This is a genomic window from Thermodiscus maritimus (genome assembly GCF_055382595.1).
The window spans coordinates 945355-971402 of sequence record NZ_AP042434.1; the positions used below are offsets into that span (position 1 = coordinate 945355).

General features: G+C 54.6%; 29 protein-coding genes and 2 pseudogenes. 17 read left to right on the plus strand and 14 right to left on the minus strand.

All coding sequences use genetic code 11. The features are described from left to right. Window positions 1-28 precede the first annotated feature (28 nt). Together ACZ47H_RS05120 and ACZ47H_RS05125 are read left to right on the plus strand one after the other, a co-directional pair. Window positions 29-1660, plus strand: coding sequence for a helicase C-terminal domain-containing protein (locus ACZ47H_RS05120; RefSeq protein WP_464932620.1), 1632 nt, complete (start codon window positions 29-31; stop codon window positions 1658-1660). Continuing rightward, a complete protein-coding gene (locus ACZ47H_RS05125; protein WP_464932621.1) occupies window positions 1578-1916 on the plus strand; it encodes a helicase C-terminal domain-containing protein in 339 nt (112 codons plus the stop codon). Before ACZ47H_RS05120 ends, ACZ47H_RS05125 begins: the two co-directional genes overlap by 83 nt. On the opposite strand, the gene ACZ47H_RS05130 is transcribed toward ACZ47H_RS05125, so the two are convergent. The 5 genes from ACZ47H_RS05130 to ACZ47H_RS05150 form a co-directional block, all read right to left on the minus strand. Further along, window positions 1877-2248 (minus strand): hypothetical protein, encoded by a 372-nt coding sequence (locus tag ACZ47H_RS05130; protein ID WP_464932622.1) that lies wholly within the window; start codon window positions 2246-2248, stop codon window positions 1877-1879. The genes ACZ47H_RS05125 and ACZ47H_RS05130 overlap by 40 nt on opposite strands. 89 nt (window positions 2249-2337) lie before the next feature. Then, on the minus strand, window positions 2338-2934 hold the full coding sequence (locus tag ACZ47H_RS05135; RefSeq protein ID WP_464932623.1) for a metallophosphoesterase family protein: 597 nt from the start codon (window positions 2932-2934) through the stop codon (window positions 2338-2340). A gap of 55 nt (window positions 2935-2989) precedes the next feature. After that, window positions 2990-4138 carry a DUF763 domain-containing protein gene (locus tag ACZ47H_RS05140; protein ID WP_464932624.1) on the minus strand — a complete coding sequence of 383 codons (1149 nt, stop codon included), beginning with the start codon at window positions 4136-4138 and terminating at the stop codon, window positions 2990-2992. Window positions 4139-4231: 93 nt separating this feature from the next. Continuing rightward, window positions 4232-4981 carry an enoyl-CoA hydratase/isomerase family protein gene (locus ACZ47H_RS05145; protein WP_464933953.1) on the minus strand — a complete coding sequence of 250 codons (750 nt, stop codon included), beginning with the start codon at window positions 4979-4981 and terminating at the stop codon, window positions 4232-4234. Window positions 4982-5378: 397 nt separating this feature from the next. Continuing rightward, window positions 5379-5858 carry a peroxiredoxin gene (locus ACZ47H_RS05150; RefSeq protein ID WP_464932626.1) on the minus strand — a complete coding sequence of 160 codons (480 nt, stop codon included), beginning with the start codon at window positions 5856-5858 and terminating at the stop codon, window positions 5379-5381. An 81-nt stretch (window positions 5859-5939) separates the two neighbouring features. Here ACZ47H_RS05150 and ACZ47H_RS05155 point away from each other — a divergent pair, with 81 nt between their 5' ends. After that, window positions 5940-6524 carry a CDP-alcohol phosphatidyltransferase family protein gene (locus ACZ47H_RS05155; RefSeq protein ID WP_464932627.1) on the plus strand — a complete coding sequence of 195 codons (585 nt, stop codon included), beginning with the start codon at window positions 5940-5942 and terminating at the stop codon, window positions 6522-6524. Here the strand turns inward: ACZ47H_RS05155 and ACZ47H_RS05160 are convergent. Both ACZ47H_RS05160 and ACZ47H_RS05165 read right to left on the minus strand, forming a co-directional pair. After that, window positions 6521-8227: a DUF4910 domain-containing protein gene (locus tag ACZ47H_RS05160; RefSeq protein ID WP_464932628.1), complete on the minus strand. Its 1707-nt coding sequence runs from the start codon at window positions 8225-8227 to the stop codon at window positions 6521-6523. The genes ACZ47H_RS05155 and ACZ47H_RS05160 overlap by 4 nt on opposite strands. An 11-nt stretch (window positions 8228-8238) precedes the next feature. Then, window positions 8239-8547 (minus strand): hypothetical protein, encoded by a 309-nt coding sequence (locus ACZ47H_RS05165; protein WP_464932629.1) that lies wholly within the window; start codon window positions 8545-8547, stop codon window positions 8239-8241. A gap of 85 nt (window positions 8548-8632) precedes the next feature. On the opposite strand from ACZ47H_RS05165, the gene ACZ47H_RS05170 reads away from it, so the two are divergent. Continuing rightward, window positions 8633-9493 carry a triphosphoribosyl-dephospho-CoA synthase gene (locus ACZ47H_RS05170; protein WP_464932630.1) on the plus strand — a complete coding sequence of 287 codons (861 nt, stop codon included), beginning with the start codon at window positions 8633-8635 and terminating at the stop codon, window positions 9491-9493. On the opposite strand, the gene ACZ47H_RS05175 is transcribed toward ACZ47H_RS05170, so the two are convergent. Next, the gene (locus ACZ47H_RS05175; RefSeq protein ID WP_464932631.1) at window positions 9479-10645 is read right to left on the minus strand and encodes an RNA ligase; all 1167 of its coding nucleotides are present in this window, start codon (window positions 10643-10645) and stop codon (window positions 9479-9481) included. The genes ACZ47H_RS05170 and ACZ47H_RS05175 overlap by 15 nt on opposite strands. 143 nt (window positions 10646-10788) lie before the next feature. After that, window positions 10789-11976: a citrate/2-methylcitrate synthase gene (locus tag ACZ47H_RS05180; RefSeq protein WP_464932632.1), complete on the minus strand. Its 1188-nt coding sequence runs from the start codon at window positions 11974-11976 to the stop codon at window positions 10789-10791. A 222-nt stretch (window positions 11977-12198) separates the two neighbouring features. Here ACZ47H_RS05180 and ACZ47H_RS05185 point away from each other — a divergent pair, with 222 nt between their 5' ends. Further along, window positions 12199-12804, plus strand: a complete 606-nt coding sequence (locus ACZ47H_RS05185; RefSeq protein WP_464932633.1) for an HD domain-containing protein — start codon at window positions 12199-12201, stop codon at window positions 12802-12804. Here the strand turns inward: ACZ47H_RS05185 and ACZ47H_RS05190 are convergent. From ACZ47H_RS05190 to sufC, 3 genes and pseudogenes are all read right to left on the minus strand, one after another. After that, window positions 12801-13946, minus strand: a complete 1146-nt coding sequence (locus tag ACZ47H_RS05190; RefSeq protein ID WP_464932634.1) for a SufB/SufD family protein — start codon at window positions 13944-13946, stop codon at window positions 12801-12803. The two genes, ACZ47H_RS05185 and ACZ47H_RS05190, sit on opposite strands and share 4 nt — an antisense overlap. Next, window positions 13946-15335: pseudogene (gene sufB, locus ACZ47H_RS05195) on the minus strand (Fe-S cluster assembly protein SufB). Before sufB ends, ACZ47H_RS05190 begins: the two are co-directional and overlap by 1 nt. A gap of 57 nt (window positions 15336-15392) precedes the next feature. Further along, window positions 15393-16146: pseudogene (gene sufC / locus ACZ47H_RS05200) on the minus strand (Fe-S cluster assembly ATPase SufC). 131 nt (window positions 16147-16277) lie between these two features. Here sufC and ACZ47H_RS05205 point away from each other — a divergent pair. The 3 genes from ACZ47H_RS05205 (at window position 16278) to gcvT (ending at window position 18522) form a co-directional block, all read left to right on the plus strand. Beyond that, the gene (locus tag ACZ47H_RS05205; RefSeq protein WP_464932635.1) at window positions 16278-16799 is read left to right on the plus strand and encodes a DUF2299 domain-containing protein; all 522 of its coding nucleotides are present in this window, start codon (window positions 16278-16280) and stop codon (window positions 16797-16799) included. Window positions 16800-16819: 20 nt separating this feature from the next. Then, window positions 16820-17305: a hypothetical protein gene (locus ACZ47H_RS05210; RefSeq protein WP_464932636.1), complete on the plus strand. Its 486-nt coding sequence runs from the start codon at window positions 16820-16822 to the stop codon at window positions 17303-17305. A 98-nt stretch (window positions 17306-17403) separates the two neighbouring features. Next, complete coding sequence (gene gcvT, locus ACZ47H_RS05215) at window positions 17404-18522, plus strand: glycine cleavage system aminomethyltransferase GcvT (RefSeq protein ID WP_464932637.1); 1119 nt, start codon at window positions 17404-17406, stop codon at window positions 18520-18522. A gap of 14 nt (window positions 18523-18536) precedes the next feature. Here the strand turns inward: gcvT and ACZ47H_RS05220 are convergent, their stop codons facing one another. Further along, window positions 18537-18854, minus strand: coding sequence for a DUF167 domain-containing protein (locus ACZ47H_RS05220; protein WP_464932638.1), 318 nt, complete (start codon window positions 18852-18854; stop codon window positions 18537-18539). Between the two features lie 64 nt (window positions 18855-18918). On the opposite strand from ACZ47H_RS05220, the gene ACZ47H_RS05225 reads away from it, so the two are divergent. The 9 genes from ACZ47H_RS05225 to ACZ47H_RS05265 all read left to right on the plus strand — a co-directional run bounded on the left by ACZ47H_RS05225 (window position 18919) and on the right by ACZ47H_RS05265 (window position 25089). Continuing rightward, a complete protein-coding gene (locus ACZ47H_RS05225) occupies window positions 18919-19278 on the plus strand; it encodes a hypothetical protein (protein ID WP_464932639.1) in 360 nt (119 codons plus the stop codon). A 4-nt stretch (window positions 19279-19282) separates the two neighbouring features. Further along, a complete protein-coding gene (locus ACZ47H_RS05230; RefSeq protein ID WP_464932640.1) occupies window positions 19283-20362 on the plus strand; it encodes a zinc metalloprotease HtpX in 1080 nt (359 codons plus the stop codon). Beyond that, the gene (locus ACZ47H_RS05235; protein WP_464932641.1) at window positions 20362-20598 is read left to right on the plus strand and encodes a hypothetical protein; all 237 of its coding nucleotides are present in this window, start codon (window positions 20362-20364) and stop codon (window positions 20596-20598) included. Before ACZ47H_RS05230 ends, ACZ47H_RS05235 begins: the two co-directional genes overlap by 1 nt. A 133-nt stretch (window positions 20599-20731) precedes the next feature. Then, window positions 20732-21277 (plus strand): hypothetical protein, encoded by a 546-nt coding sequence (locus ACZ47H_RS05240; protein WP_464932642.1) that lies wholly within the window; start codon window positions 20732-20734, stop codon window positions 21275-21277. Beyond that, on the plus strand, window positions 21231-21998 hold the full coding sequence (locus ACZ47H_RS05245; protein WP_464932643.1) for a hypothetical protein: 768 nt from the start codon (window positions 21231-21233) through the stop codon (window positions 21996-21998). Before ACZ47H_RS05240 ends, ACZ47H_RS05245 begins: the two co-directional genes overlap by 47 nt. 17 nt (window positions 21999-22015) lie before the next feature. After that, entirely contained in the window at window positions 22016-22273 is a 258-nt protein-coding gene (locus ACZ47H_RS05250) for a 50S ribosomal protein L35ae (protein ID WP_464932644.1), read from the plus strand. A gap of 90 nt (window positions 22274-22363) precedes the next feature. After that, complete coding sequence (locus tag ACZ47H_RS05255) at window positions 22364-23179, plus strand: CBS domain-containing protein (protein ID WP_464932645.1); 816 nt, start codon at window positions 22364-22366, stop codon at window positions 23177-23179. Window positions 23180-23196: 17 nt separating this feature from the next. Further along, entirely contained in the window at window positions 23197-24219 is a 1023-nt protein-coding gene (locus tag ACZ47H_RS05260; protein WP_464932646.1) for a CBS domain-containing protein, read from the plus strand. Window positions 24220-24225: 6 nt separating this feature from the next. Beyond that, a complete protein-coding gene (locus ACZ47H_RS05265; RefSeq protein WP_464932647.1) occupies window positions 24226-25089 on the plus strand; it encodes a CBS domain-containing protein in 864 nt (287 codons plus the stop codon). Window positions 25090-25101: 12 nt separating this feature from the next. Here ACZ47H_RS05265 and ftsY read toward each other — a convergent pair whose 3' ends face one another. Further along, a complete protein-coding gene (gene ftsY, locus ACZ47H_RS05270) occupies window positions 25102-26025 on the minus strand; it encodes a signal recognition particle-docking protein FtsY (protein ID WP_464932648.1) in 924 nt (307 codons plus the stop codon). Between the last annotated feature and the right edge of the window lie 23 nt (window positions 26026-26048).

Sequence of the window (26048 nt, forward strand, 5' to 3'; positions counted from 1 at the left end):
CCCAGACGCAGGGTAGAGGATGAATCCAGTGGCAGAGCCAGTATTCCCCTACAAGGAGTTCAGGAAGGGTCAGAGAGAGCTAGCAGAGCTAGTCAAGGAAACAGTGGAGACTGGCTCGATACTCTCAGTGAGAGCCCCAACAGGCTTCGGGAAGACCTCCAGCATAATCTACGGTCTAAAACTGGCGGGGGCGGACCGGGTCCTATACCTAGTGAGGACGGTTAACGAGCTATACCCCGTCATAAGGGAGCTGAGGAGGTTCAAGGAGCCCTTCACCCTACTATTCAGCGCTAGGAGGAGTTGCCCCCTCATGACCGTGGAAGGGCGGCCGCCTCCACCCGAGGACTTCTGGGACAACTGCCGGATTGCGAGAGTAAAAGGGATATGCCAGTACTACACGAGAGTAGATGATGTCGACCTGGACGAGGTCAAGCAGCTCCTATTATCGAGCGGCGACATGCCCGTCCCCGTCTCAAAGAAGATCGCCGAGGAGAAGGGGGCGTGCCCCTTCTTCACCCTGAGGAGGCTCGTCGACAATGTAACCTTCACTGTTGCGACATACCCCTACTTCTTCCGGCAGGACATCTTCCAGGGGGTCCTAGAACCCTTCGACTACAGCGACTTCGTAGTGGTTGTGGACGAGGCCCACACCCTGGCAACAGTCCACTCGCTTCTGGAGAGGAGGATCAAGGGATCAGTGATAGAGAAGAGCATCGAGGAGGTGAGAAAGTACGTTGAGAATGGAGAAGCCTACGCAGAGGAGCTGGAGAAGCTGCTGGAGGCTGTTAACAGAATACTCCCCGATAAGCTCCGTAGGCCCGAAAGGCTGGATAAGGAAGCGGTCCTCGACAGCGGCGTAGACTTCGAATTGATCCTCGACGCAGCGGAGGCTGTGAGAGAGAAGAAGATGGAGGAGGCTGTGCTCTCCGGCCCACTCATGGTGGGTAGGGTTAGGACTTGGATCTCGAAGGTGGCCCTCTGGGTGGAGACTCTGCTTCTCCCGGAATCCCATCTCTTTGCTGAGCCGGGGGATGAGGAGGCTGACCTAGTCGCTACTCCAATGGATCCCTCAGTGGTTGTGAGGAGGCCCCTGGAAGAGGCTAAAGCGGTCATATTGGCGAGCGGGACCCTCCCAAGAGGAGACTACGTGCAGGAGCTCCTCGGAGTTAATAGGCAGAGAAGGTACATTGACACCGACGTAGTATTCGGGAGGTTCGTGAAGCACGCCAACATCTACACGGTAGTTGCGAGGGATGTTACGACGCGGTATAGGGAGAGGAGCCCCTACATGTATAAGAGGCTCTCAGCCTACGTGGCTCTGATCTCGCGAGGCCTCTCCGGGCCGAAGCTCTTCGTGTACCCTAGCTATGAGGTTATGAGGAAGATAACAGGGTACCTTCCAGTATCACTTAACATCATTATCGAGTCGAGGGACACCAATATAGATGAAGTAGAGGATGCGGTGAGATCCGAGCCTGATATAGGGATACATGCGGTGGCGAGCGGGAAGCTCGTGGAGGGAGTCGAGTTCGTTGACGATGAAGGTAGGAACCTGCTACACACGGTGGTAATGGTGGGTGTCCCATACCCGCAGCCAGAACGACTACACCAGGACTATGGAGGAGGACCTCTCGAAGAGGATGGAGGAGAGGAGGGCTAGATACTATGTCTTCAACTTCCAGACGATAGTTAGGATAAAGCAGGGGCTTGGAAGAGCCATCCGCTCGCCAGAGGACAGGGCAGTCTATATACTCCTAGACTACAGGTATCTTAGGAAAGACCTGCGGGAGGAGCTGGAAATCCCCATAACAAGAGTAGTAGCTAGCATACAGGGTATGGCCTCGGCCCTAGCCGAGGCCCGGAGGCACCTTGAACCCTACTCTTCCTCCTCTAAGAAGGATTCCAGTGCATCGTAGACGTTGAGGATAGCGTTCCTCGTATCTCTCTCCACCTTGAAGCCCTCCTCCCTCAGCTTCCTTACAGCGTAGTCGACGACAGCAACGAGAGTTTCGATCACGTCCTCCAGCTCACTCCTTGGATCAACGTCCTCCTCCAGCAACTCTGATATGCTGTCCTCCAAGTCCTCTCCAACCCTAAGCTGCACAATGTAGCCGTCGCCGCGTGGCTCGATCACGATCTCCAACGGGTACTCCTCATGCTTTATGACGAGCTTCTCCTCCTCTTCCAGGGGCTTGAGCCCGTAGCGGGCTGCGTACTCCGCTATATGCTTCAGGGGGGCCCTAGGCATTCCGACATCACCACACTCCTATACTGTTACTATTGCATAATAAAGGGAACCCGTGGGTGTAGCGGCCTGGGGCAAGTCTGGCCTGCAGCTCACCTATTGACCTCGCGGAGCTCTACCCGGCCCTCCTCCAGGTCTATCACAGCGTACCTCCCCCTTGCAAGGGGGCCGGCGTTAACAAACACTACGCCGTCGTCACCCTCGAGAACGCCCGGGCTCTCATGGATGTGCCCGAAGAGGTGGTAGCTGGGGGTGAGGAAGCTTATGAGCTCCCACAGCTCTTCGATCCCCGCATTTACCCCGTAGAATGTCTTATCGAGAACCCCTCTGGGGGGATGGTGGGTTACTAGCAGGTCTAATGGCCTCGAGGGGGCGGCGGATTTTATCATCCTGATATTGCCTAGCACCTCCATACCGCCAACGCCAGCGATCAGGAGGCCATCTACATCGATAACCCTCCCATCTATTAATGCCCCCTTCTCCCGGAGCAGTCTCGCTACGCCGGGGTTGTCGAGGTTGCCCGTCACTGCTAGGGCTCTAGCCTTAGCATTCTCGAGGAAGATCCTAGCGGTATCTATGCACTCGAAGTCCCCGGTTGAAACTACTAGGTCGTAATCCTCCTCCGCAAGCACGCGCTTCAGTATATCATTCTGGCAGTGTATGTCTGACACGTGCAGGATCCGGGCCACCATACCACTCCTCAAAAATCCATGTCTGGGGGCAGGTGAATATTACTATTACCCCTTACAAGCAGCGCCTCTCAAGTGATGAGACGAGCCTGTGGAGCCTCTCCAATGCTCTAGCCTTCACCCTCTCCCCGACCCTAGCCTCCTCCAGCGCCTCCCTTAAGAAGCTGATAGCCTCGCGAGCGGTGCGGGGATCGAAGGGATAGGGGACGCCATCCTTACCCCCAATCGCGTAGGCGTAGAGGTATGGGTCTAGGGGGTGGGTTACAGGGTCCCTCACACTAGTAGGGACGCCGTAGATCACGTCCGCTATGAGAGCGAGGGCCCTGACAAGCCTGGGGCCCACGCCAGGCTTCAAGGCTAGATCCAACTCGTCAATGGGGGGATCGGATGCAAGCCTCTCAATAGTCTTCACAAGGCTCCTGGAGGGGATGACTGGCTGGTAGTAGGCAGGGCGCCTGCCCGCCTGGAGGGGGGAGGGTCCCTCAATATAGTCTAGGATGCTTGGCTGGCCCCTAATCCTCCTATTAGCCTCCCCGAGGAGGCGGAGGAGCCTCCTGGGCCCCTCACCTAGGAGGTCCAGGTAGAGGCGCCGCGCATCCCTGCTCTCCCGTGCGACAGCGTTCAAGACTCCTTCTCCACCAGATATACCGGCGACTCCCGAGTGGGGCTCCTCCAGCTCGAACCGGGTGACGTGGTAGCGCCTGGCCATACCAGACCCAGTATTCATACCCTGCTGCACGACTATGTAGTCTCCCTCCACGCTCACCACGAGGGCGTGGTGGTACAGAGTGTAGCCGTCCTGGAGGAATGATGAGTCTGCCCTTGCCGCGATCCTGCTAGCCCTCTCAAGCTCTCCAGCGTCAACGCCGTACAGCTTGCTGGCTTCAACCGCCTCTTCGGGGACCCTCCTCATCCGAGCCCCCTTACCACCCAACACCAGTACTCCGATATTGGGGTCCCTCCACGTTACAGTTTTGAGTATACCCGTAACCACGGTAGTGCTACCGCTACTATCCCAGTCCATCCCGATAACGTTGTTGAAGGCCTGGAACCAGAGGGGGTCAGCTAGCATTGCTAGCACCGTTGAGGGGCCCCGGACCTCAACCATATACCTCACAATAGACTCGGCGAGCTCCTCCATAATGCGGAGCATCCACGGAGGGACCCTCCCCCCGTGCAGCGGCAGGTCTGCTACTCCCGGCAATGCCCAGGGCCCCACAGTCGACGCTCCATGTAATACTATAAGGGGGTGGTGGGAGGGGATAACGGCTACCCTTCCATCGAGGGGTGCACTCTTCTACTTCTTCTTGCGTTCCAGGAAGCCTCTGGCCCTCTCCCTTGTCTCCCTCCTAACTGTAGAGTATACTAGGGTTGTGAGTCCCCGCTCCACCAGCACGCTTGGCCTGGCGCCGCGGAGGAGCCTCTTAATGCTCCTAACAGCCCACTGGTCGTTCGATGCTATCTCCCCCGCGATCTCCTCTACAACCCTTGCAAGCTCCTCTCTATCCTCCACCACAATGTTCACTATACCCATCTTCTGCGCCTCCTCCGCGGATACTAGCCTCCCAGTCAATGCCAGGTAGGCGGCGTTCTTGTACCCGATAAGCCAAGGGCCAATAGTGGGGGTCGCGGGCGGGACCATCCCCCACTTCACAGCTGGCGTGCCAAGCTTAGCGCTGCGCACCGCCACTACTATGTCCGCGTGGTAGAGGATCTCGAAGCCTATCCCTATGGCGTGCCCGTTCAATGCCGCGATAACTGGCTTCTCGCAGTCATGGACCGCTCCACAGACGGCTCCGAGGCCCTCATACATGAGCCTCCAAGCATCCTTCTCATCTCTAACCTCAGCCACACTCCCCAGGTCGACTCCGGTGGAGAAGAACCTGTCCCCAGCACCAGTCAAGACGACAACACTAGTCTCCCCGGTAGTACACTCTTCCCGGATCCTCTCCGCCAGCCGGCGAGCTTCCTCACTATCAAGACTATTACCCTTATCCTGCCTGTCAATAATAACCCAGGATATAGGAGGGTCCCTCCTAACCAACACAGTCAACTACAAGCCACCTCTCCCAATAGGCCACTACTAACCGTATATGGACATCGATAAAAATACAGGCTTCACCGAAAACAGTACAAATGCCGTGCGGAATCCCTAACCTACGAAGCATCTATGCTCAAGGTACAAGTCATTATCGACTCCACACCGATCCACTCATCGATTAAGCACGTCCAAGGAGGAGCCTCCGTGGTTCCGGACCCGGTTAGGATTAGGGAACCTTAAGGTAGCGTGCAGTAGGATGGGGTCTGCTATAACCGGTAACTTCTTGGTTGCCACTCCTTGAATTATTTCCACTGAGTGAAGCTTTGCAGTCTTACTCTAGCGTGGAATTATTTTGTAGAAAGGGAAAAATGAATACCTCCATTGTAATGGGGGACCCCACGTGCTATTCTCCTGATAGCTCTTTCACTGCCTCTAGGGCTAGGTCCGCGTGCCTCTCCGCGGGCCTCACGCCCACGAGCACCTTCCTGATTACCCCGTCCTTGTCTATGATGAATGTTACTCTTGCGGCGGACGGCCTCTTGGCCCCGGGTTTTAATACCCCGTAGGACTCTGCTATCTTGCCTTCCTCGTCGCTCAGGAGGAGTATGTGCTTGAAGCCCTCCTTCTCCGCGAACCTCTTGTTCCTATCGGGGGAGTCGGTTGAGACTCCCAATATTACTGCCCCACGCTTCTCGAACTCCTCTGCCAGCTCCTCGAACCTGTGGCCCTCCCTAGTGCATCCTGGAGTCATTGCTCTAGGGTAGAAGTATAGTACTACTATCTTGCCCTTGTAGTCGGAGAGTCTAACCTTCTCCCCAGTATGGGCTACTGCCTCGAAGTCGGGGGCCTCTGTGCCCTCGGGGAGGGGATTTATTGGAGGCATCCCATTCACCGTCTACTAATTGGCGGCGGGCAGGAATATATCAGTGTGGTATATATCGAGTTTAGAGGTGTATGGTTAGGGATGGTGTTGGAGAAGGCCAGGCCGCGGGCACAGAACCTGCTAGGAGTGATTGCAAGGTGGCTGGCCAGGCTAGTCCCAAACCCCGACTTCTACACGCTCCTCGGGGGAGTACTCGCCTGGACAGTGCCCCTCTTAGCCTACATGCACCACTACCTCGCAGCCTCACTTATGATCCTCGCCTCCGCCCTAGTAGACGCCCTCGACGGCTCGGTGGCGAGGATAACCCGTGGAGCCAGCAGGTACGGGGAGTTCCTAGACTCTGTGACTGATAGGCTCTCGGACCTAGCCTACTTCCTCGCAATCTACCTGGCAGGGCTCCCACCAGCCCCAGTAGTGCTGGGCGTGGGGCTGGCTGTTACGATCAGCTATGTGAGGGCTAAGGGGGAGCTCGTGGGGGTCCAGCTCCGGGGGGTTGGGTTGATGGAGAGGGGTGATAGGACGATCACACTATTCATCATAGCATTGTTGGCTGCACTCGGAAACACGTATTGGGCTGGGATGCTCCTATGGCTCATGGTTGCCCTCATGGCTTACACGGTGGCGGAGAGGAGTTATAGGGTGCTATCATCCCTGAAGGAGGGCTAGGAGAGGCTTATCATCCCATATTCTGCTAGGAGCTCTAGGAGGGCCTCAAGCTTCTCGCTCAAACCCCTCACCCCGTATACCGCTGCCAGCTCGCTGTGAAGCCTGTCAACCCTGTATCCTCTACCGGCCGCTATGAATACCTCGCTAAGCAGGTCTCTCGGCAACCCTATGGCTTCGAGCCTCCTAGTATACTCGGCCATGCCGGGTGGATCGAGGCTTATTGTTAGGAGCCCCGCGTACACTGGTATCTTCCTGGCTATGAGCCTGTCATCCCTTACAGGCGTCCAATCGTAGACTGCGCCCTCAAGCTTATCGCTGGCGTTGTAGCGGAGTGGGAGTATGCTCGCCGCCAGCCTAGCCGCTTCAACTTCTCCCCTCTTGATATGCCCACCTATTACCTCCTCTACGAGCCTAGAGCGGGAGAGGCCTGTGGGCTGGTACCCTGTTGCAAGGAGGTATATTGTGGCGGCCGCGTTCCTTGCAGCCTTCTCTAGGCGCTCCACCGATATAGTGTCGGCGTCATCGGAGTCCGTGTGGTAGTATGTGTCGGGCCACTGGTTGATCATTACAGCGTCCCTTCCATAGGCTAGGAGGACGTCGTGGTCGCTCCCAGCCATGTAGTAGTCTATCCCCATCCCCGCCTCCGTAGAGTAGAGCACGTCATAGTATACGTCTCCAGCCCTAGAGGGTCCCGCTGTTACCGGAGAGTATACTAGCCTAGGCTCCGGCGAGTACTCACCTGCTCTACCCACCATGTCTAGGTTCAGGCCCCACGCCGCGAGGTTGCCGAGCCATCCCTCCATCCCCAGTATGCTCCCCGTATACTCTGGGATTAGGGCTAGGCGTATAGTGTAGTCTGGTTCTCTGAGGGCTCCTTCTTCGATGGCGGATGCTAATGCAAGGAATGCCTCTAGGACCGCGCTGGAGCCGCTCGCGTTATCGTTCGCCCCGGGAGCTGGGTGGCATATGTGGGCGGCGAGCAGGGGTCCCTCGCCGTCCTTATCCCCTATCCACGCGGCGAGTACAGGCAGCTCCCCCGGCCCTCCGAGGTCGGAGTCTACCCTCATGCTAATACTCTTCCCCTCTAGTCCTTCCGCCATTCTCCAGGGTATGGTTGCGGCTACAGTGGAGTACTTCTCCGCCTCCTCCCTTGTTAGGAAGAGTCCTATGTAGGGGAATGAGTCGTGATGCTTGCTGGGATCCGCTAGCAGGACTGCGGGGACCCCGTTCTCGGCCGCTAGCCTGTAGGCTATCCTGTGGTGCCTGGTGACTAGGATTATCTTGTCCCTATTCTTCTCGTACTCCCGCTCGTCTAGAGGGTCCCCTATCCGTACTACGTTTCCATGTATTGTCCCGTCTGAGGGTGGTGTATGGGCTGCTGGGAGGGTAGGGTGTTGCGTGTACGTGTATTTCATCCCTTGTACCTCTATCCATGCATCATAGACGTCCCAGCCGGCCGGGAGGTTGAGCCATTCGGGCCCAGCCTTCCCCGTGTACCTGAATGAGTAGACTTCCACGTTGTCTGGGGCCTCATCTATTAGGATCCTCTCTATTAGGCTCACGGCCTCCTTTAGGCCCGCTGAGGCCTGTATTCTGTGGTAGAGTGTTATCATCTTTAGGAGCCGGTATGCTCTCCTCCCGCTCGCGTACGATGCTAGCCTACTCCACGTTCTCCACGCTTCTTCTAGTGAGTCTATCTTCAAAGCCCTGCGCCTCACTCTGTGATCCTTCCCGGGTCCTCTAGGAGTTCGACTGGTACTTCAATGTATATACCCTCCCCCGCCCGTATCAGCCTAATACCCTTAGCCTCGAGGATGCGGTAGTCTTCCTCCCCCATGCTGGCTAGGACCTCCTCCACTAGCCTGTACCCTGTGTCCTCGTCGTGGTACTTGAAGAGGGCCCTCACATTGATCTTTACCCTCTCCTGCCCGCCGGCTCTGGCGATGCCGGCGATCCCGCTCCCCCTTGATTCAGCCATGGCTCTTAGGGCTTGTAGGAGTGCTACTGCAGGCTTCACCTTCAACAATACAGCACCCGTAGAGGGGGTTGCGGTGGTTGAAGGGAATTAACCCTTGCATCACCCACTAGATGGCTAAGGGCCTACTAGGTTGAGCAGCGAGTGCAGTGTGGGAGCCGCAGTAGCTATGGGCCTATTGCTTGAACCCCTAGCACACCCAAAGCCAGGCGCTGTTACCAGGTGCTCCCGCCACCCAGACAAGGATATTGTGAGCTATGCGAAGAGCCTCTATCCTGCCTTAAGAGCCTGTGAGGCATCCTGTAGGGGGGACTGTAGGGGTTTCATGGCTAGGGGGTTCAAGGCTTACCGGTCTCTAATCTCTAGGGTGGCGGGGACAAACCTCAACCTGGGCTCGCTCCTGCTTCTACTGCCGGTGTGCCGCGCCTCTAGGGAGGAGGGGGTAGTTGGACTGCTCCTCAAGCGGGCCTCCGAGGAGGTGGTTGCCTGCGACTCGAGGGAGTCGGGGGTAGAGTACTATAGGCTTCTCGAGAGCCTAGGCGTATCCCACCTTGGAAGGTATGAGGGACCCCTGCCCAGCGTGGGCTCGGGAGAGTATCCAACCGGCCTCGTTCCAGTATTACATCATACTAGGTGGGATCACGTTCACAGGGAGGTGCTTGAGGGCTATCCGTTGACTAGGACCGCCCTCAAAATAATACTGAATGGGGGAGTGGGTGAGGAGTCCATTATCGAAGCCGTCCTAATCCTCCTAGCTGAGTACGGGGATACTTTGATTGGGAGGAAGTATGGGTGGAGGGCCTATAAGAGGGCGATGCATGAGGCCCGTGTAGCCCTCTCCATCGCCCAACACAGCGGGCTCCATCTGGCGGTTTCCTGGCTTGACAAGCTCTGGAGGAGTAGGGGGTGGAATCCCGGCTCCGTGCTCGATATTGTGGCGCTCGCCTCGGGCCTCGCTTACGCGGTGGAGCTTGGAGTGTTAGTCGAGGGGTGAGATGCCCGTCTTGAAGATCCTCCTGTAGTACTCTGGCGTCTTCTTGTGTTTGAGGAGCTTTACCTTTACAGAGGAGTCTACCCTATCGATTGAGAGAACAGTCAGTGGTATTCCTAGGCTGGCAGCGTAGGAGATGTATTCTTCCAGCTCAGTAATGCTTGCGAATTCTAGTATGAACTCCTCAGCCAAGGGCTCCCCCATAACATACTTCCTTATGCTCTCCACTGCGGGGAGGAGTATTGCTAGACCTATCCTCTCAGCCTCCTCTCGGAGTCTCTCCTCGTCCCATCCCTCCTCGTATGCCCTGAACATTTGCCTTAGGACCCTGGGGAATATGAAGGTATGTCCTTCGTCGAACGGATACTTCATCCCCTCCTGTATGTCGTGGGTGTTTATGTAGCTCGTAGTGTACTTTAGAGGGGGGACCCTGTACTCTGGATCCTTCAACACCACGCCTTCTCGGCCAGCGGACTCGAGGCCCTTCACAATGTCATTGATCCTCTTCCAGTCGTCCTTGCTCACTACCCCGAGCTGGGGCACGTTCCTTAAACCATGCTCTTCTACCAGCCTCCTCCTCTCCCCTACCCGGAGGGGGGTCCCTCCCCTGAATATGTCGAAGACGAAAAAGTCCCAGTATGGCGCCTCCGGATAGTAGTAGCGGGTGTAGGGGTTCTCCATCCCCACTACTTCCCCTGCAACAACAGTGTCATCGCCCAGCTCGTCGAATATCGCATTGAGGCCCTCACCATACCTCCTCCTCATCCTCATTGTCGTGTACGGGCAAATGTACCCGCCCCGTGTAATCGCTAGGATCTCTCCTCCTACCCTCACCACCCTAACGTTGTGCCCGTCCATTTTCTCCTCCACTACTACCTCGTCTATGAAGTGTCGGGGTACAGCTCTGGAGAGGAGCAACACCCTCTCGATGTGGGGGTACCCTTCCACCACCCTATACTCGTCGCCCGAGATGATTATAGTGGTTCCCTCATAGTGGCCTAGAAGGTCCCTCCTCAAAGCTATGTACCTGAAGCCCCGGTACCTCATAACCCTTGTGCTCTTCGATTCCAGGAGCTTCTCAGCTCTCTCAACCGGTACGCCCAGAGCCTCGGCTAGTATGTGGGCTAGATCCCGTTTCTCTTCTAGTGTTGCCAAGGACTTGGCACCTGGTTGGATAATTGTCTTTTGGGAGTCAAATATGGATCTGTGTGGGCCGTTTAGACCTGTTGCTGGGCCTGCGAAGGAGTCGTTCAAAAGAAAATTTTAATAATAGAAAATATTTGAGTTGGTTGGCGGTGTTACTTCTTGCACCTCTCCTCTAGGGGCTGGTACTTCTTCCCGACAGGGCCCACGTACTTCTCGCTGGGCCTAATGATCTTGTTGTTCATCACCTGCTCGATGTAGTGTGCGGTCCAGCCAACTATCCTTCCCATGGCGAATACTGGGGTGAACATTGGTATCGGTATGCCCAGCTGCATGTATAGTATTGCAGTGTAGAAGTCGATGTTGGCCGGCAGCTTCTTCTCCCTCCACATTACCTCCTCCGCCTTCTTGAGGACCTTGAGCCAGTACTCTCCCTCGGGCAGCTGCTTTATGTACTTGGCGGCTACATCGGTTCTTGGGTCATGGAGCTTGTAGACTCTGTGGCCGAATCCCATTATCTTCTCCTTCTTTGCGAGCTTCTCTAGTATGTACTCTTCAATGTACTCCTCTAGCGGCTTGCCCTTCTCCTCAGCCTTCTTCTTTGCATCTAGGAGCATTACCAGGGCCTTCTCGTTGGCGCCGCCGTGTAGGGGTCCCTTCAGGGCCCCGATCCCTCCCGCAACAGCGCTGTACATGTCGCTTAGGGTGCTGGCGATTACCCTGGTGGTGAAGGTTGATGCGTTGAAGCCGTGGTCCATGTAGAGGACTAGGCTTGACTCGAACGCTCTGGCCTCAATGTCGCTTGGCTCCCTCATGACGATCATTCTCAGCACGTCCTTAGCGTGGTCCATGTTGGGGTCTGGCCTTACAGCTGTGCCGTGGTGGGCCAGGTTCCACCCTGCCGCGAAGATCACTGGTAGCTGTGCTATTAGCCTGAGAGCGTGCTCGAAGAGGAAGTCGGGGTCAAACTTCCAGTCGTCGGGGGCGTTGAACTGTCCTAGAAGGGTTACTCCATAGGCGCCATAGTACATGGGGTGCGCCTTGGGAACCAGCTTGAGGGCGTCGAAGATCTTCTCCGGTACCTGACCCCTATAGGTGTCGATCTTCTTCTTAATCTCCTTAAGCTCCTCATCACACGGTAGCTCTCCCTTATGGAACAGCCAGACGGCCTCATAGAAGCTTGCATTAGCTCCTATATCGTCAATAGTGTACCCCCTGTAAATTGTAGCCCGGCCCTCCGGGTCCACTCCGCTGATGTAGGTAACGTCTGGTACAACGTTCTTTAATCCCTTGGGGACAATAATGTACCCGTTCTCCGTCTTACACTCTACGTTCTGCGACAAACTACTCCCCTCCAGTCTTGGGGTTTCGTCTTTAATAGTGGGGGTTTCGAGGTAATCGATTTGTCCCATTCATTTGTAAATACACATATAGATACACACCTTTATACGCTCGTGCCCAACCCTTGCCACATTACGGGTCCAACACCCTAATCCATAATCGATTATACCCTGTTAGCGGAGAGATAAACACCCGCCGTTCAGCTATCCTGGGGGTCCCGGGTCATGGATGGCTACGGGTACGATGACGTAGTGGAGTTCGGTAGAGCCCCTAGGGCCGTTGTGCTCGTGTCGAGAGCCCTCATGAGTGAGGATCCGGCCCATGGATGGCCTCATGTCGTTCGAGTATATAAGTTGGCTAGAAGGATTGCCTCGCTGATAGAGGAGAGCGTAGACTGGCTTGTCCTGGAAACTGCGGTACTCCTGCACGACGTTGGAAGGTTTCTTCCCGGCGAAGGACACCATGCTGAGAAAAGTGCCCGCTTCGCCGAGGAACTCCTAGCCTCGATCGGCTTCAAGGGCGATATCGGCGCGGTAGCTCATGCCATACTCGCCCACAGCTATTCTCTTGGAGTGAAGGCGAGGACCTTGGAGGCTATGATCCTCTCTGATGCAGACAAGCTAGACGCTCTAGGAGGAGTTGGTATAGCCCGCGTCTTCCATACAGGCTGCCAGTTTAGGAGGGCCTTCGAGGAGAGCCTGAATCATATAAGGGAGAAGATAATCCGCCTTCCAGGCCTTATGTACTTGGAGGCCTCTAAAACCATAGCTGAGGAGAGGTTGAGGATTGTAATGGAGTTTATGAAGGTATTAGAGGATGAGTTGGCTTAGCTGTTGAATGGTGTTAGGATCTGCTTTACTGGTATGCTGAGCTTATCCATGACGCCCGAGTAGTAGAGTGTTCCCTCCGTTAGGAGGTTCCGTGCATCAATTTTACTCAGCCCTCTGGACTGGAGGTAGAAGAGTTCCTCCTCTGATAGGCTTGAGACGCTTGCGCTGTGGAATGCCTCCTCCACGTTTCCCGTGTGTATCTCTAGCATTGGGCTGGCGTTCCCCTTAGCTGTCTCCCCTAGGGATGAGACGTGGACTTCAACGTGAGTCGAAGACCATTCGGCCTCTTCCTCTACGATCGCGACTCCCCTCATTGTTAGGAAGCCGTCCTCGAAGACAACTCCTCTCCCATTGATGTAGGATTTCGTCCTCTTGCCCTTGTGCCTCACGTTCAAAAGCACGTCTCCCCACGAGTGTGGAGTCGATACTCCCGAGGAGGCGATCTCCACCTCTGAGTAGTCTCCTAGGAGATGGACGTCCTCGTTGATCCTGGTCGAAGCACCCGAGGAGTACAGCGTGTAGAGTTCCAGCCTGGAGCGTGGCGAGAGCCGGTAGACTCTCCTACTATAGGTGGCCGATCCGCCATGAATACTGGCAGAGTACACCTTTAGCCTACTGTCACTCTTCAATTCACCTGCTAAGGTTAGGGTTTTTATTGATGTATCCCATACTCCCCCGAGGTCTACTAGTATGATCTCTGCCTCTGAGAGGCTTCCAAGGTTCAAGTGCACGTGGTGGCCTGTGAAGCCATCTCCCCCGAGGCTGACTACTACGAGGCCCTCAACCTTCTCCTCGGAGGGTATATTGATCTCTACCGCCTTTGTTAGGCGGGCTGTTGCATAGTATTCCATCTTCCCATCTACTTGTAGATCCTTTACAACATTGTATTCATCGTGGACCTCTACATGATCCTCTGGGACTCCTTTCACGACTACCTTGTCTGACAGGATCACCATTTTATCGGATAATCCCTTGACCCAGTCGGGGATTTCGATGTATGTTTTTGAGTCTGGAGCATTCATGCGCTTCTTGAATATGCCCCAGTTTGTGTAGTATTTAAGGGTGGGGGAGTCGGCGATCTCCTGGAACTCCTTCTTCTCAGCCTCCTTTAGGTATCTCTCCTTGAGGTATGCGGTTGACATTAGCCTACACCTCCTAGCTTCTTGAACTCCAGCTGTATAACCTTGCTGAGCACGTTTAGGTACTCGAAGGGTAGCTCCGCTAGTATGTCGCTTAGGAAGCCTAGTACTATGAGGCTCTTAGCCTCGTCCTCGTCTAGGCCCCTAGACTGGAGGTAGAAGAGCTGGGGCTCGCTTAGCCTCCCTGTGGTGGCTTCATGGGTTACCTGGGCTGTCGGCTCATCTACCTGGTTGTGCGGGTAAGTGTGGGCCTTGCTCTCCTTATCGAATATTAGGGAGTCGCACTCGACATCAGCCTGCGCATACTTTGCACCCCTGAGGACTCTTACTAGCCCCCTATAGATGTTCACTCCGCCCTCTGCGCTGATCGTCTCTGTTAACTATCCTGCTTCTAGTCCTGGGGGCTGCGTGGATCATCTTGCTCCCAGTATCCTTTATCACTGGCCCTTTGCTCAAGCTCACTACCATGCTCCTAGAGACTGCGCCTTCTCCCTTAAGCACGGTGCTTGGATATGTTACTGTTATCTTGCTGCCAATGCTGCCTTCGAACCAGTCTACTCTCGCCCCGGACTCGGCGATAGCCCTCTTGTTGTTGTAGTTGATCACGTTCTTACTCCAGTTCTGGACGGTTGTGAACTTTATCACTGAGTTCTTGTGCGCGTATAGCTCGACCATTCCATCGTGGAAGCTGTAGCCCACGAATCTTGGAGCGCTGCACCCTTCTATGAAGTTGACATAGCTGCCCTCGTCGGCGATTATCAGGGTGTGCTCGAACTGGCCCTCATAAGCCTGTCCTATCAGGAAGAATCCCTCGATAGGATCGGGGATCCTCACGCCTTTTGGCACGTACATGAATACTCCTCCACTCCAAAGGGCTCCGTGGAGGGCGGCGAACTTGTGGTCTCCCGGAGGGAATACCCTCATGAAGTAGTCTTTGAGTATGGGGAGGTCCTTTTGGACAGCCTCATCCATAGACATAATGACTACTCCCTTCTCCCTCAGCGACTCCTTAACCTTCCCGTATACGGTCTCACTATCCATTACAGCATACAGCCCTGATAGGAAGCGGGCCTCCGCCTCCGGTATTCCGAGCCTCTCATAGTACTCCCTTATCTCCTTGGGCAGCTCGTCCCAGTCCCTCGCCATAGGGGCTTCCGGCTTCACATAGTATGCCAGCTCCTCGAGGTCGATCTCCTCGATCCCAGGAACCCACTTGGGCATAGGCAACTTCTCGAAGAGCTCTAGACTCCGGAGGCGGAGCCTCCTCATCCAGTCGGGCTCCTTCTTCAACCGGCTGATCTCTTCAACCATATCCCTCGTTATCTTACCCTTCAGCTGAACCTCCACCTTGTAAGGCTTACCGGTGAGGCCGAGCATGTCAACTGCGTCCATTCCCTTTAAGAGATCCTCTCTAAGCTTCACAGCTCCCTTACTCATCCATTATCACCCCTATTGAGACCTGACTACTTGGTACCCCTTCTCTTCGATCCTTCTAGCCAGCTCTGGACCGTCAGAGGCTACCACTCTCCCATCTATTAGAACCGTGACTTTCTCGGGCTCCACGTAGTTTAGGAGGCGTGCGTAGTGTGTGATGACGAGTATAGCCTTCCCCTTCTCCCTTAGTTTATTTATTATCTCAGCCACCTTGCGGACTCCGTCCACGTCGAGCCCGCTGTCGGGCTCGTCAAGTATGATGACCTTGGGGTCTAGGAGGAGGGCTTGGAGCATCTCTGCCCTCTTCTTCTCTCCCCCACTGAATCCTACATAGAGTTCTCGTGTTAGAACGCTCCTGTCAAGACCTACCTCCTCGACCAGCTTGTAGATCTCTCTGAGCTTCTTCGGATCCTTGAGCGTTGTTAGATCCTCTGATCCCATCTTCTTATTTATGGCTGCTATTAGGAATGTTGAGAATCTCACACCCTGTATGCTGGGTGGCTCCTGGAAGGCTAGGAATATTCCCTTCAACGCTCTCTCGTCGGGGCCGAGGTCCTTTATGCTTGCCCCGTTCGAGTAGTATGTCTCCCTTGACTACCTCGTAGCCTTCCCTCCCCATGATTGCGTATGCTAAGGTCGACTTGCCGCTACCGTTTGGACCCATGACTGCGTGGACTTCGCCGTATTTTACTTCTAGGTCTATTCCTTTCAGTATCTCCTTGCCTCCAACCTTTACATGCAGGTCTTCGACCCGCAGTGCGGTGGTCATTTCACATGCCCTCCTTTTAACACCGTTAAAGGTATCCTTCGTTGCAAGTTATAAGCTCTCCACTATACCGGTATGGGGACACCATATATAAGATAAAGACAAACACGTTTCGGATAACCAGGTGTTAGAGTTTGAACAATACCAGTATTAGGGATAAGATCATAGGCTGGCTTGTCGATGAGGACCACGAGGTCAAGAGTGAACCAGTACCTCCTGGGGCCCCCCTCGAATGGGTACTCAGCGTCACCGCTAAGGTTCCTCCCGTCATAGCTAAGGTTGTGGTCCAGCAGCCATCTACTAAGAAGGACAGGATCATTATGACTTTAGGAGTCATGGTTAGCAGCGAGCACAGGGAGTTGCTGGCGAGGCTTAAGCCAGAGAAGAGGATGCGTGTTGTGGCCGAGGTGTTGAAAACAGTCTACAACCTATGCCCTGACTGCGTTGTTGTAGTGCAGCCCTCCTATATAGACCCGCAGAACATTATAGTTACAAGGATACTCTACCATGAAGAGCTAAGCAGGTCCGCCGTCGCTGGGGGAGTTAGGGTCCTCGTAAACGTTCTAGCGATGATCTCCACTGTACTTAACGCTGAGCTCGGAGTAGTAGCGGGGCACACAAGGAAGGATGAAGGGTTCCCCACAAGCTTCATGTAGCATCCTGGGGGCGGGGTCCCTTGCCGGGAGAACTGATTATTATGGGAGCGCGTGTCCGAGTCTATAATCCAGTCATACTAGCTGCATCCGAGAACTTCGCAATAGCCACAGTGTCGAAGGAGATTGATGAGGCGATCCCCTCTCGGGTCCTGGATCTCGTAGAGAGAGCCCTATCCGGCGGGGAGATTAGCGAGGGAGACCCGCTACACTCCGTAATGGCTAAGGCCATACTCTATGGAGGAGTCGTTCTCTTCCACACATATGAAGGTGAAGCGATACCATTATCGAGGCTCTACATTAAGGGGGGATTCACCTTCAACCCCGGCTGTAATGGTCCGGGTAAAACCTCTGACAGCCTAGTTCTAGAAGCGTGGAGAGCCCTCTACAAGGGACGGGTTAAACGAGCGCTTGAAGCTATTGGATGGTGCTCTTACCAGCCCCGGTATAATTTAGGCTACGACCCCCAGGGAGAGCTGCTTCCGGTCGGCTATGAGACTATACTCTAACTATAACCCCTGGATTCTGCAAGACATTCTCCCACCCCCATAATGTTAATAAGAAATAAAGAGACTGGGGAAGGCTAGGATCTCATGGTGCTCTTGCAATGGGGAAGAAGATACCCCTCTACGACCTCCATTCTCAGCTAGGCGCCACCTTCGGCGAGTTCGCTGGTTGGACTGTGCCAATGTACTACACCTCCGCTCTAGAAGAACACGTTGCGGTTAGAAAGAGTGCTGGCCTCTTCGATATCAGCCATATGGGGAGGCTCCGCATCAAGGGTCCCGACTCACTAGAACTGCTGGAGAGGCTCTTCACGAAGAGGCTTGGGAAGACGAAAGTAGGCTTTATGAGCGGCCCCACGCTCGCGCTCAACGAGTACGCGAGGGTGAAGGATGACGAGATGTTCTACCGCCTCAGCGATAACGAGTGGCTTGTAGTCCCCAACGCGGCTGTCACAGAGCATATGAGAGAGTACATGAAGAGTAAGGCAAGGGAATACGGCCTCCAGGTCGAGGTAGAGGACCTGACGGGAGAGTATAGCCTGTTAGCCCTCCAAGGACCTAGAGCAGAGGAGGTTCTGGGTAAGCTGGCCGGCAGTGATGTAACTGGCTTGAAGCCGCTTGAGTTCGCCACCAACGTTAGGATAGGTGGCGCTGAAGTCTATGTGGCAAGCAGGAGCGGCTGGACTGGGGAGGACGGATTCGAGTTCTGGGCTAGGCACAGTGAGGCTGCTAAGCTTGTAAAGGAGCTCATAGAGGCGGGGGCTAAGCCTGTGGGCATAGCTTCTAGGGACTCGCTAAGGATTGAGGTGGGCTTCGTGCTTGGAGGTAACGAGTATGGAGAGGACCCAGTCAAGTATCCATGCGCTCTAAGCTTAAGGTACGGGCTGGGAGCCATAGACTGGAAGAAGACGGGCTATGTTGGGGAGCCCACGCTGAGGGCTTGTAGGAGAGAGGGTGTGCGCTGGATAAGGGTTGGCCTAGTTATGAAGAAGAAGCACGCTAGATTCATACCAAGAACCGGGTACCTGGTGAAGGTAGAGGATCAAGTTGTCGGATGGGTGACGAGCGGAACCTTCAGCCCGATAATCGAGAGGGGGATCGGGCAAGCCTATATCGATACGAGGTATGCAATCCTGGGTGAGCCGGTTACCGTTGAGAAGCCTGATGGGAGGAGGAGTGGAGAGGCTAAGATAAGAGACTTCCCACTAATACCCCGATAAGAGGCCGTGATACACTACTTCACCACACTCATGATCTTAGCCAACACCTCCTCCCTTGAAACACCTTTAACCAGAACCATCTTATCCCTACTCTTACCACCCCTGACTATCTCAATCCTAGACTGGGGGACCCCCAGTAGCTTTGATAGATACTTGATGAGGCTCGCATTAGCCTTCCCCCCTACAGGGGGCTCTCTAGTGTAGAATACTAGTTCACCGTACTCGAGGGAGAGGAGAGTCTTCTTGGCGGAAGGCTTCACGTGCAAATGTATGGCTACACCTTCACCGCTCTCAGCTATGAGCTTGTCGAGGCTGTTCTCATCAATACTCAACGTTTCCACCTCCAACCAGTTTATAGTCCTTAGTCGAGTCATTATCCTTTACAGGTGTCAATGGTTGCCGGTTTACTGCGTCTCCACTATTATATCTATTGCGCTGAGGGCTGAGAAATTCGATGGGAGACTGCATGGCCATGATGTGGGCTTGAAGGCCTGCATCGAGGTAGTTAAGGTAGTGGATATTGTCATGTTGAAGGATGCCTTGAGGAGGGTTACTTCTAAGTATGATCACACCTATCTTGAAGAGGTGCTGGGGGAAGGGTCCCTAGTAGAGGATTTAATCTCTCGTGTCCTCTCCGAGTTTCTGGATGAGATAGGATCTGTAGGTATCAAGGCTACCAAGGCATGGATTAAGGCTATTATACCGGATGGCGAGATAGTGGTTTCGAAAGAAGAGGCTTCAAAGTGGAGGGTGTAATACCATGTTCGGCTGGCTGATAGCCTACTGGTGGCTGCTGCTAATCGAGAGCCTAGTCGTAGGAGGGGTAACTGGGATATTCGTGCTAGGAGCGCACAGGCTGGTTGGGAGGGAGCCTAGAAGCCTCGCCGCCCTAAAAAGCGGTATGATCGTCACTGCACTAGCAACTGTCACTGCATACTTCGCCCTAATAGTAGGGATTGCCAATTATCTGGGGGCTGGAGGAGAGGGTCTAGTAGTTGGAGCAGCGATCCTCTCCGCCGGCATAATTCTCGTCCAGTGGCTCTTCTCACCCTGGATTATAGGGCTGGTGTATAGAACGAGGGACCCTGTATCGACTAGGGAGAGGATCGCTGCGAGTATCGTTGAGAGAATCGCCTCTAGGAGTGGAGTGGGGGAGGTGAAGGTTAAGATCGCCGACATACCGTTGCCCAACGCCTTCGCATACAGTAGCCCCCTCGGGGGAAAGCACATCGCGATAACAAAGGGGCTCCTCAACATCCTGGACGATGACGAGCTTGAAGCGGTTGCAGGCCACGAGGTTGGGCACTTGAAGCACCGCGATGTAACCTGGATCCTAGCCCTTAGCATTATCCCGGTAATGGTCTACTTCCTAGGAAGGATACTAGTCTACTCCGGCCTTCTAGGAGGCGGGGATAGCAGGAGGGAAGACTCCAGCCCCCTCCTCATAGCCGCGATAGGGGCTGTTTTGATCGCGTTAAGCGTGGTATTCCAATTCCTCATAGCCCACTTCAACAGGCTGAGGGAGTACTATGCCGACGCCCACTCTGCTCTAGCTACGGGGAAGCCCAGGGCCCTCCAGAGAGCCCTAGCAAAGATATACCTTGCCGTAAAGGATGGAGGGTACAACTCCGAAAAGTACTCGCTGGCCTCACCCTTATTCATAGTGGCACCCCTCATAGACGTGCTGGGAGGATCCTTCATGTCTGTAGACGATGTGATAGAGGCTCTTAAGAGGGAGGAGGAGAACCCCATCATGGAGCTATTCTCCACCCACCCCCCAATATCTAAGAGGCTACGCTTCCTAGATAATCTCACCGTATCACTGCGGGGCGGCACGTGATGTCAAGGACAAAGCAGGTGGTGACAGTCTCTACCGCCCTCATCCTTATACTCGCGGGGATATACTTCATGTTCAACAGCATGTCCCTAATAACAAGCGACCCTCCCAGGGTAGCGGCCAGCCTCCTAGCAGCGGTTCTGGGGTTATCCCTGGTAAGCGCCGCCGTCACGCTCCTGAGGACTTGGCTCCTCTCCACGGAGGAGGAGCCTCGGTCAGGGGTTCGCACACCCTCATAAGAGCCCCTCCACTAGAGGGACCCTTCAGCAGCGGCAGAGGACCTCATCGCTCCAACAAGCCTACCTATGTAGTAAGGGTAGATAACTCTGATCCCAGTATAGCGCCTGGAGTATATGGGGCTGGAGACCGGGTATGAGTGACTGTGGGGATTGCTGGAGGTTCCACGAGTTCATAGCAGTATCATGCAGCCTAGACTATACTATGCCCCTAGGCATTCTTGGCAGCGGCCCCTTCTTCTTCCGTGTGTATCATGGTGCGGGGCTAGAGCGAGTCCTCAAGCGCTCAAATTGCCTCCTACTCCTAGCCCCATCAAGGGCCGAGTTGTTCCTTGAAAGCGTACTGCACGAGCTAGATGCACGGCTATCAAGGATGCCTGGGGCTGTCTTTGACAGCGGGTATGGGAGCTGGTTCTCTTGCCTCCCAAACCGTGTCGGGGAGAGCGGTGCCTACACCCTGTACGAGTGCGATAGGCTGACGCCCATCACTGTAGCCGGTTTTAGAGGGTATCATAGAGGGTATGGGTGCCTCGTCGAGCTGCTAGTCATCTATACTAAGGCCCGGGCGGGCGTAATGGACCCCTCCGGGGAGGTTGTAGGGTACCTGCTGGACTGTATGAGGAGGACTGGTGCAGATGACGGGCTGGTTGACAGGGTATACAGGCTACTGCAGTCTCTTTGAACGCGCCTGTAGACTCCTAGAAGCCGCCCGCCTCCTCTATAGAGAGATAGTGGAGCCTGCTATGGGCTATAGTAGGGTGAGGGAGGTTGAGGCGGCCTACTACGCCTCCCATGTTGCCAGCGGGGCGGCGGTGTGCAGGTTCCTCGAGTGGGCCTTCAGGAATATCCCGGAGCGTAGGGTTTGCGTGGTTGGACCACTATATGGTCTCTCGAAGCGCCCTAGAGGGTGCGATGTTGTAGTTGGAGTGGAGCAGGTTGCCTTGTGGGGGCTGGAGTGCGACCTGGTCTCCGGTGATCTAGATGTAACCCGCGGCAGGATTACTGAGGACCCGGCGGGTGAGAGGTTCCGCCTCGTCCACATTCATGGAGATAACTATGAACACGTGCTCTCCTGGAGCCCAGTGGATGGGGAGAGGGTAGTGTATACGAGTCAAGCCTACTGTGCCTGGCCAGTCCTCGGGATAGGAGGCTTCACCGATGGGGATAGGCTTGTCCTCTTAGCCATGGCGTTTGGGGCTCGCGAGGTCGCCCTATATGGCTTCAACCTCCACTCTCCAACCTGTGTGGGTAAGATGACGTGCGACTTGGAGTATAAGGCTAGGAAGCTCCGGCTCGCCTCGATTCTCCTTGGAGAGTATGCGAGGATCTATGGTTATAGGATCGTGGAAGAACATCTCTCCCCCGACGCTCACCTTATAACTCTCTTTGAGAAACACGTGTAGAATACGGGTGGCTGGCTGTGAAGGCGATTATCGAGGGATTCGCAAGGGGTGGGGGGAGGCAGTATCCCTCTAAAGTGATTGTACGCGTGATTGGCTACGAGGGAAAGGTTGACTCGCTCTTAGGGAAGACGATTATCTATAGGGATGGAAAGGGGAAGGTCTACCGGGGTAGGCTGGTCCGGAGGCATGGGAAGAGGAACCCCCTCCTAATAGCGGTGTTCAAGCCTAACCTGCCGGGGCAGGCTATTGGGTCGATCGCCGAAATCTCAGGTTAGCATTGTACTCAAGGTATAGTTAATTGAAAACACGTAAGGGGTCAACTTTATTAACCATCAATCATATATTATATATGGTGACTGCCTGGCTTGAACACCGCCTTATTCCCCCGCACCAGGGGTCGGAGTGTATCCTCGCTCATGGACCCGTCCCCCTTAACCCTGAGTCCACGTGACCCCTTAACCAGGGCTAGAGCCCTCTTCCGGAGTACCCGGGCTAGGGTAGCGTATGTTATAGATGAGAGAACAGGGAAGCTCTTGGGAAGGATAACTAGGAGCGAGATCCTGGTCATCTCGAGTTCCAAGAGCAATGCTACGGTGGAGTCTGTTATGGATGAACCGCCAATAGTACTCGCCCCAAACGACCTTGTAGGGGACTCGGTGAAGAACATGCTTGCTGCCGACGAATGGTACGCTCCCGTGCTTGAGGGGAACAAGCTTCTAGGCCACCTTGGACTAGAGCACGTGATTAGATCGATGCTCGAGGAAAACCCTAGCGCCCTGGAGGAACTGGAGATCGAGTCGATCATGACCCGTAGGGTGGAGGTTGCGGGGCGTGACGACTTCGTAGCTTCGATATGGGAGAAGATGAGAGAGCTGGGTTATGCAGGGCTCCCGGTAGTTGATGAGAAGGGGAGGCTCGTCGGCATAGTCACCCAGTCTGACCTCCTAAGCGAGGGGGTAAGACTTGCACTCGAGTCGTCCGGCGGGCCTAACAGGGGTCCTAGGGTGAAGGAGGTTATGACGGCCTCCGTAGTATACCTGTATCCATGGTCGAAGGCCCTAGAGGCGGCGAGGATAATGGTTGAAAAGGGGTTTGGAAGGGTCCCTGTAGTCGAGTCTGAGAGAGATAAGCAGCTGGTGGGGATTGTTGATCGTGAGGATCTCGTGAAGTTGATCTTGTAGTGTGGAGGTGGTATGTGATGGCGAGGACTAGTAGAGGGGGCAGTGCTCCCAGGAGGCCTCCCGTAAAGAAGGTCCAGGTTGCCCGTGTAAACAAGAGGATTGTGGTCAGGCCAAAGGTTGTATTCAGGCCAGAGGGGATTAGGTGGGTAAGGGCGGATGGTACTCCGAATTGGAGGCAGTGGATACCTCCAAGAGAAGGGGAAGTCGCCTATACAGCCAGCCACCCGGCCATAACCATAGCTCCCCAGTCCACGATACTGGAGGCGGCCGAGGTCATAGCTAAGAATAAGGTGAGGGGGCTCGTAGTAGCTGATCCCGCTAAGCAGCAGCTGAGAGGACTCTTGACAGCCATGGATCTAGTCAACTATCTCGGCGGAGGCGACTACTATAGTATTGTGATGAACCGGCACAAGAGGAATATCTACTCAGCCCTACGCGACGAGTATGTAAGCTCAATATACAATCCAACACCGCTATACGCCTCAAGATCCGATAGCCTAGACACTGTCATAATAATGATGGTTGAAAACGCAGTCGGGATAATACCCGTGGTCTACGAGGACGGCAGCGTGTATGGTGTCATAACAGAGCATGACATTGTAAAACACGTTGCCGGCAAGAAGCTCGGAGTCAGGGTTGGCCAGATAGCGAGCCGCAACATTGTGTCAGTAGGTATAGAGGATACAATCCATGAGGCGGCGAAGCGGATGGTCAAGTTCGGCTTCAGGCGCCTCCCCGTAGTCAGCGAGAGTGGGGACGAGGTCAAAGGCATGATTAATGCGAAGGACTATGTCTCATTCTTCGGCAGCCACGCGGCATTCAAGGATCTAGAGAGCACCGATATCGAGGAGGTCCTCAAGACCCCAGTATTCGAGGTGATGACTGAGGGAGTAATCACGGTAGAGGAGAGCGTGGATGCTGGAGAGGCGGCACAGGCTATGATTGAGAACAACACTAGCAGCCTCCTAGTCACTAACGAGGAGGGGGAAGTCACCGGGATAGTAACTGAGAGAGACATACTCATGGCTATACTATGGTGATCACCGTTGGCTCCCAGGGTAGCCTCTTACATGAGTGACGAGGTTATTGTCGTGAGACCGTGGGAGAACCTAGCCCACGTCCGCCGATTAATGCTAAGACATAACGTGGGGAGGATAATAGTAACTGATGAGGATGAGAAGCCTGTGGGTATAATCACTCTAACCGATATAGTAGATGCGATCCTCAACAAGTACCCCTCCAGGCCAATAAACACTCTAACAGCCCAGGACGTGATGACAACAGATGTTAAGACTATAACGCCGAGGAAGAGTGTAAGGCACGCCGCCCAGATCATGGCGAGATACAAGATAGGGGGCCTCCCAGTTGTAGGCGATGACGGGAGGCTAAAGGGAATCATTACTAGAACCGATATAACGAGGGCCTACGCAGACCACCATAAAGGCGAGCACAAGGTCCGCGATCTAATGAGGGAAGCATATGCTACAGCGAACCCCTACCACGCCATATACCATATCGCACGCCTCTCATCACTGGACCCAGCGGGGAAGGTCATAATAGTAGACGATGAGGGAAGACCTATTGGGATAATAACAAAGAGGGACCTCGCGTTCACCAGCATATCCTACGAGGTAAGGATGTCCCGGGGTAAGGATAGGTTCAGGAAGGTGAAGTCCCCCGACATCATGGGTAGGGACAAGGTTGTGGCGGTGAGAGAATACTTTGTCCCCCTAGCGAAGGATATCATGAGCGAGGACCTGGTAACTATTAAGGGAGACGAGGACGCAGCCTACGCCGCCCAAATAATGGTCGCTAACGGGATAGGAGCCCTACCAGTTGTGGACGACGAGGGGAGATTGATAGGTCTTATAACAAAGCATGAGTTCGTGAAGGCGGTTGCAAGCAGCTAAACCTTCCAGAGACTACCTCAACAGCTCCTCCACAAATTTCTTGGCATCAAACCTCTCAATATCATCATAACCCTGCCCTGTTCCTATGAAGAGTATGGGCTTCCCGATCACACCTGCTATTGAGACCGCAGTCCCTCCCTTGACGTCAGCGTCGGTCTTCGTCAGGACAACCAGGTCTACTCCGACTTCCTCGTTAAAGCGCCTGGCCTGCTCCACTGCATCGTTCCCCGTCAAGCTATCTACAACAAGGATCTTATAGTCCGGTTTGCTTACTCTCACGATCTTTCTAAGCTCTCCCATGAGATCGTAGTCGACATGCATCCTCCCAGCAGTGTCTATTAGGACAGCCCTATATCCGCGGGCCACTGCATAGCTTATCGCATCATGAGCAACACTTGCAGGGTCAGCCCCGTACCTTCCAGATATTATTGGGACATCGAGCCTCCGCGCGTGCTCCTTCAGCTGCTCCTGTGCACCCGCCCGGAAGGTGTCGGCTGCCGCTATAACTGGTGTAACGCCGTTCTTCCTGTATAGGTTAGCTATCTTAGCTATTGTCGTGGTTTTACCTACACCGTTGACTCCCAGGAATACGAGCACTAAGGGTCTCTCCCCCGGCTTCCGCTCTAGGGCCTCCTTGATTATGTCGGGGGCGGGCTTGTCTAGGAGCTCTAGGAGCTTACCTCTTATCGCATCGTAGACTAGTTCTTCAATATCAGTACCCCTAGCGACCTTCCTCCCAATGAGAGTCTCCTTCACACTCTCAACTATAGCCTCGGCAACCTCGTAGGCGACGTCCGCCTCTACAAGCTCCATGAAGAGTTCCTCGAGAACATCCTCTATGTCCGACTCCTTTATCTCCTTCTGGATCTTCTCCCCGACCCTTGTCTTGATGTTATTTACGGTCTGCTTGAACGCTTTCTTCAGCTTGTCGAACAAAACCCGTGCACCCCACTTGAAGT

Coding starts and splice junctions, on each gene's coding strand:
- ACZ47H_RS05230 (WP_464932640.1), top strand. CDS start 19,283: ATGTTCGGCTGGCTGATAGCCTACTGGTGGCTGCTGCTAATCGAGAGC.
- ACZ47H_RS05130 (WP_464932622.1), bottom strand. CDS start 2,248: ATGCCTAGGGCCCCCCTGAAGCATATAGCGGAGTACGCAGCCCGCTAC.
- ACZ47H_RS05245 (WP_464932643.1), top strand. CDS start 21,231: ATGACGGGCTGGTTGACAGGGTATACAGGCTACTGCAGTCTCTTTGAA.
- ACZ47H_RS05190 (WP_464932634.1), bottom strand. CDS start 13,946: ATGTCAACCGCATACCTCAAGGAGAGATACCTAAAGGAGGCTGAGAAG.
- ACZ47H_RS05150 (WP_464932626.1), bottom strand. CDS start 5,858: ATGCCTCCAATAAATCCCCTCCCCGAGGGCACAGAGGCCCCCGACTTC.
- ACZ47H_RS05185 (WP_464932633.1), top strand. CDS start 12,199: ATGGATGGCTACGGGTACGATGACGTAGTGGAGTTCGGTAGAGCCCCT.
- ACZ47H_RS05240 (WP_464932642.1), top strand. CDS start 20,732: ATGAGTGACTGTGGGGATTGCTGGAGGTTCCACGAGTTCATAGCAGTA.
- ACZ47H_RS05155 (WP_464932627.1), top strand. CDS start 5,940: ATGGTGTTGGAGAAGGCCAGGCCGCGGGCACAGAACCTGCTAGGAGTG.
- ACZ47H_RS05260 (WP_464932646.1), top strand. CDS start 23,197: ATGGCGAGGACTAGTAGAGGGGGCAGTGCTCCCAGGAGGCCTCCCGTA.
- gcvT (WP_464932637.1), top strand. CDS start 17,404: ATGGGGAAGAAGATACCCCTCTACGACCTCCATTCTCAGCTAGGCGCC.
- ACZ47H_RS05235 (WP_464932641.1), top strand. CDS start 20,362: ATGTCAAGGACAAAGCAGGTGGTGACAGTCTCTACCGCCCTCATCCTT.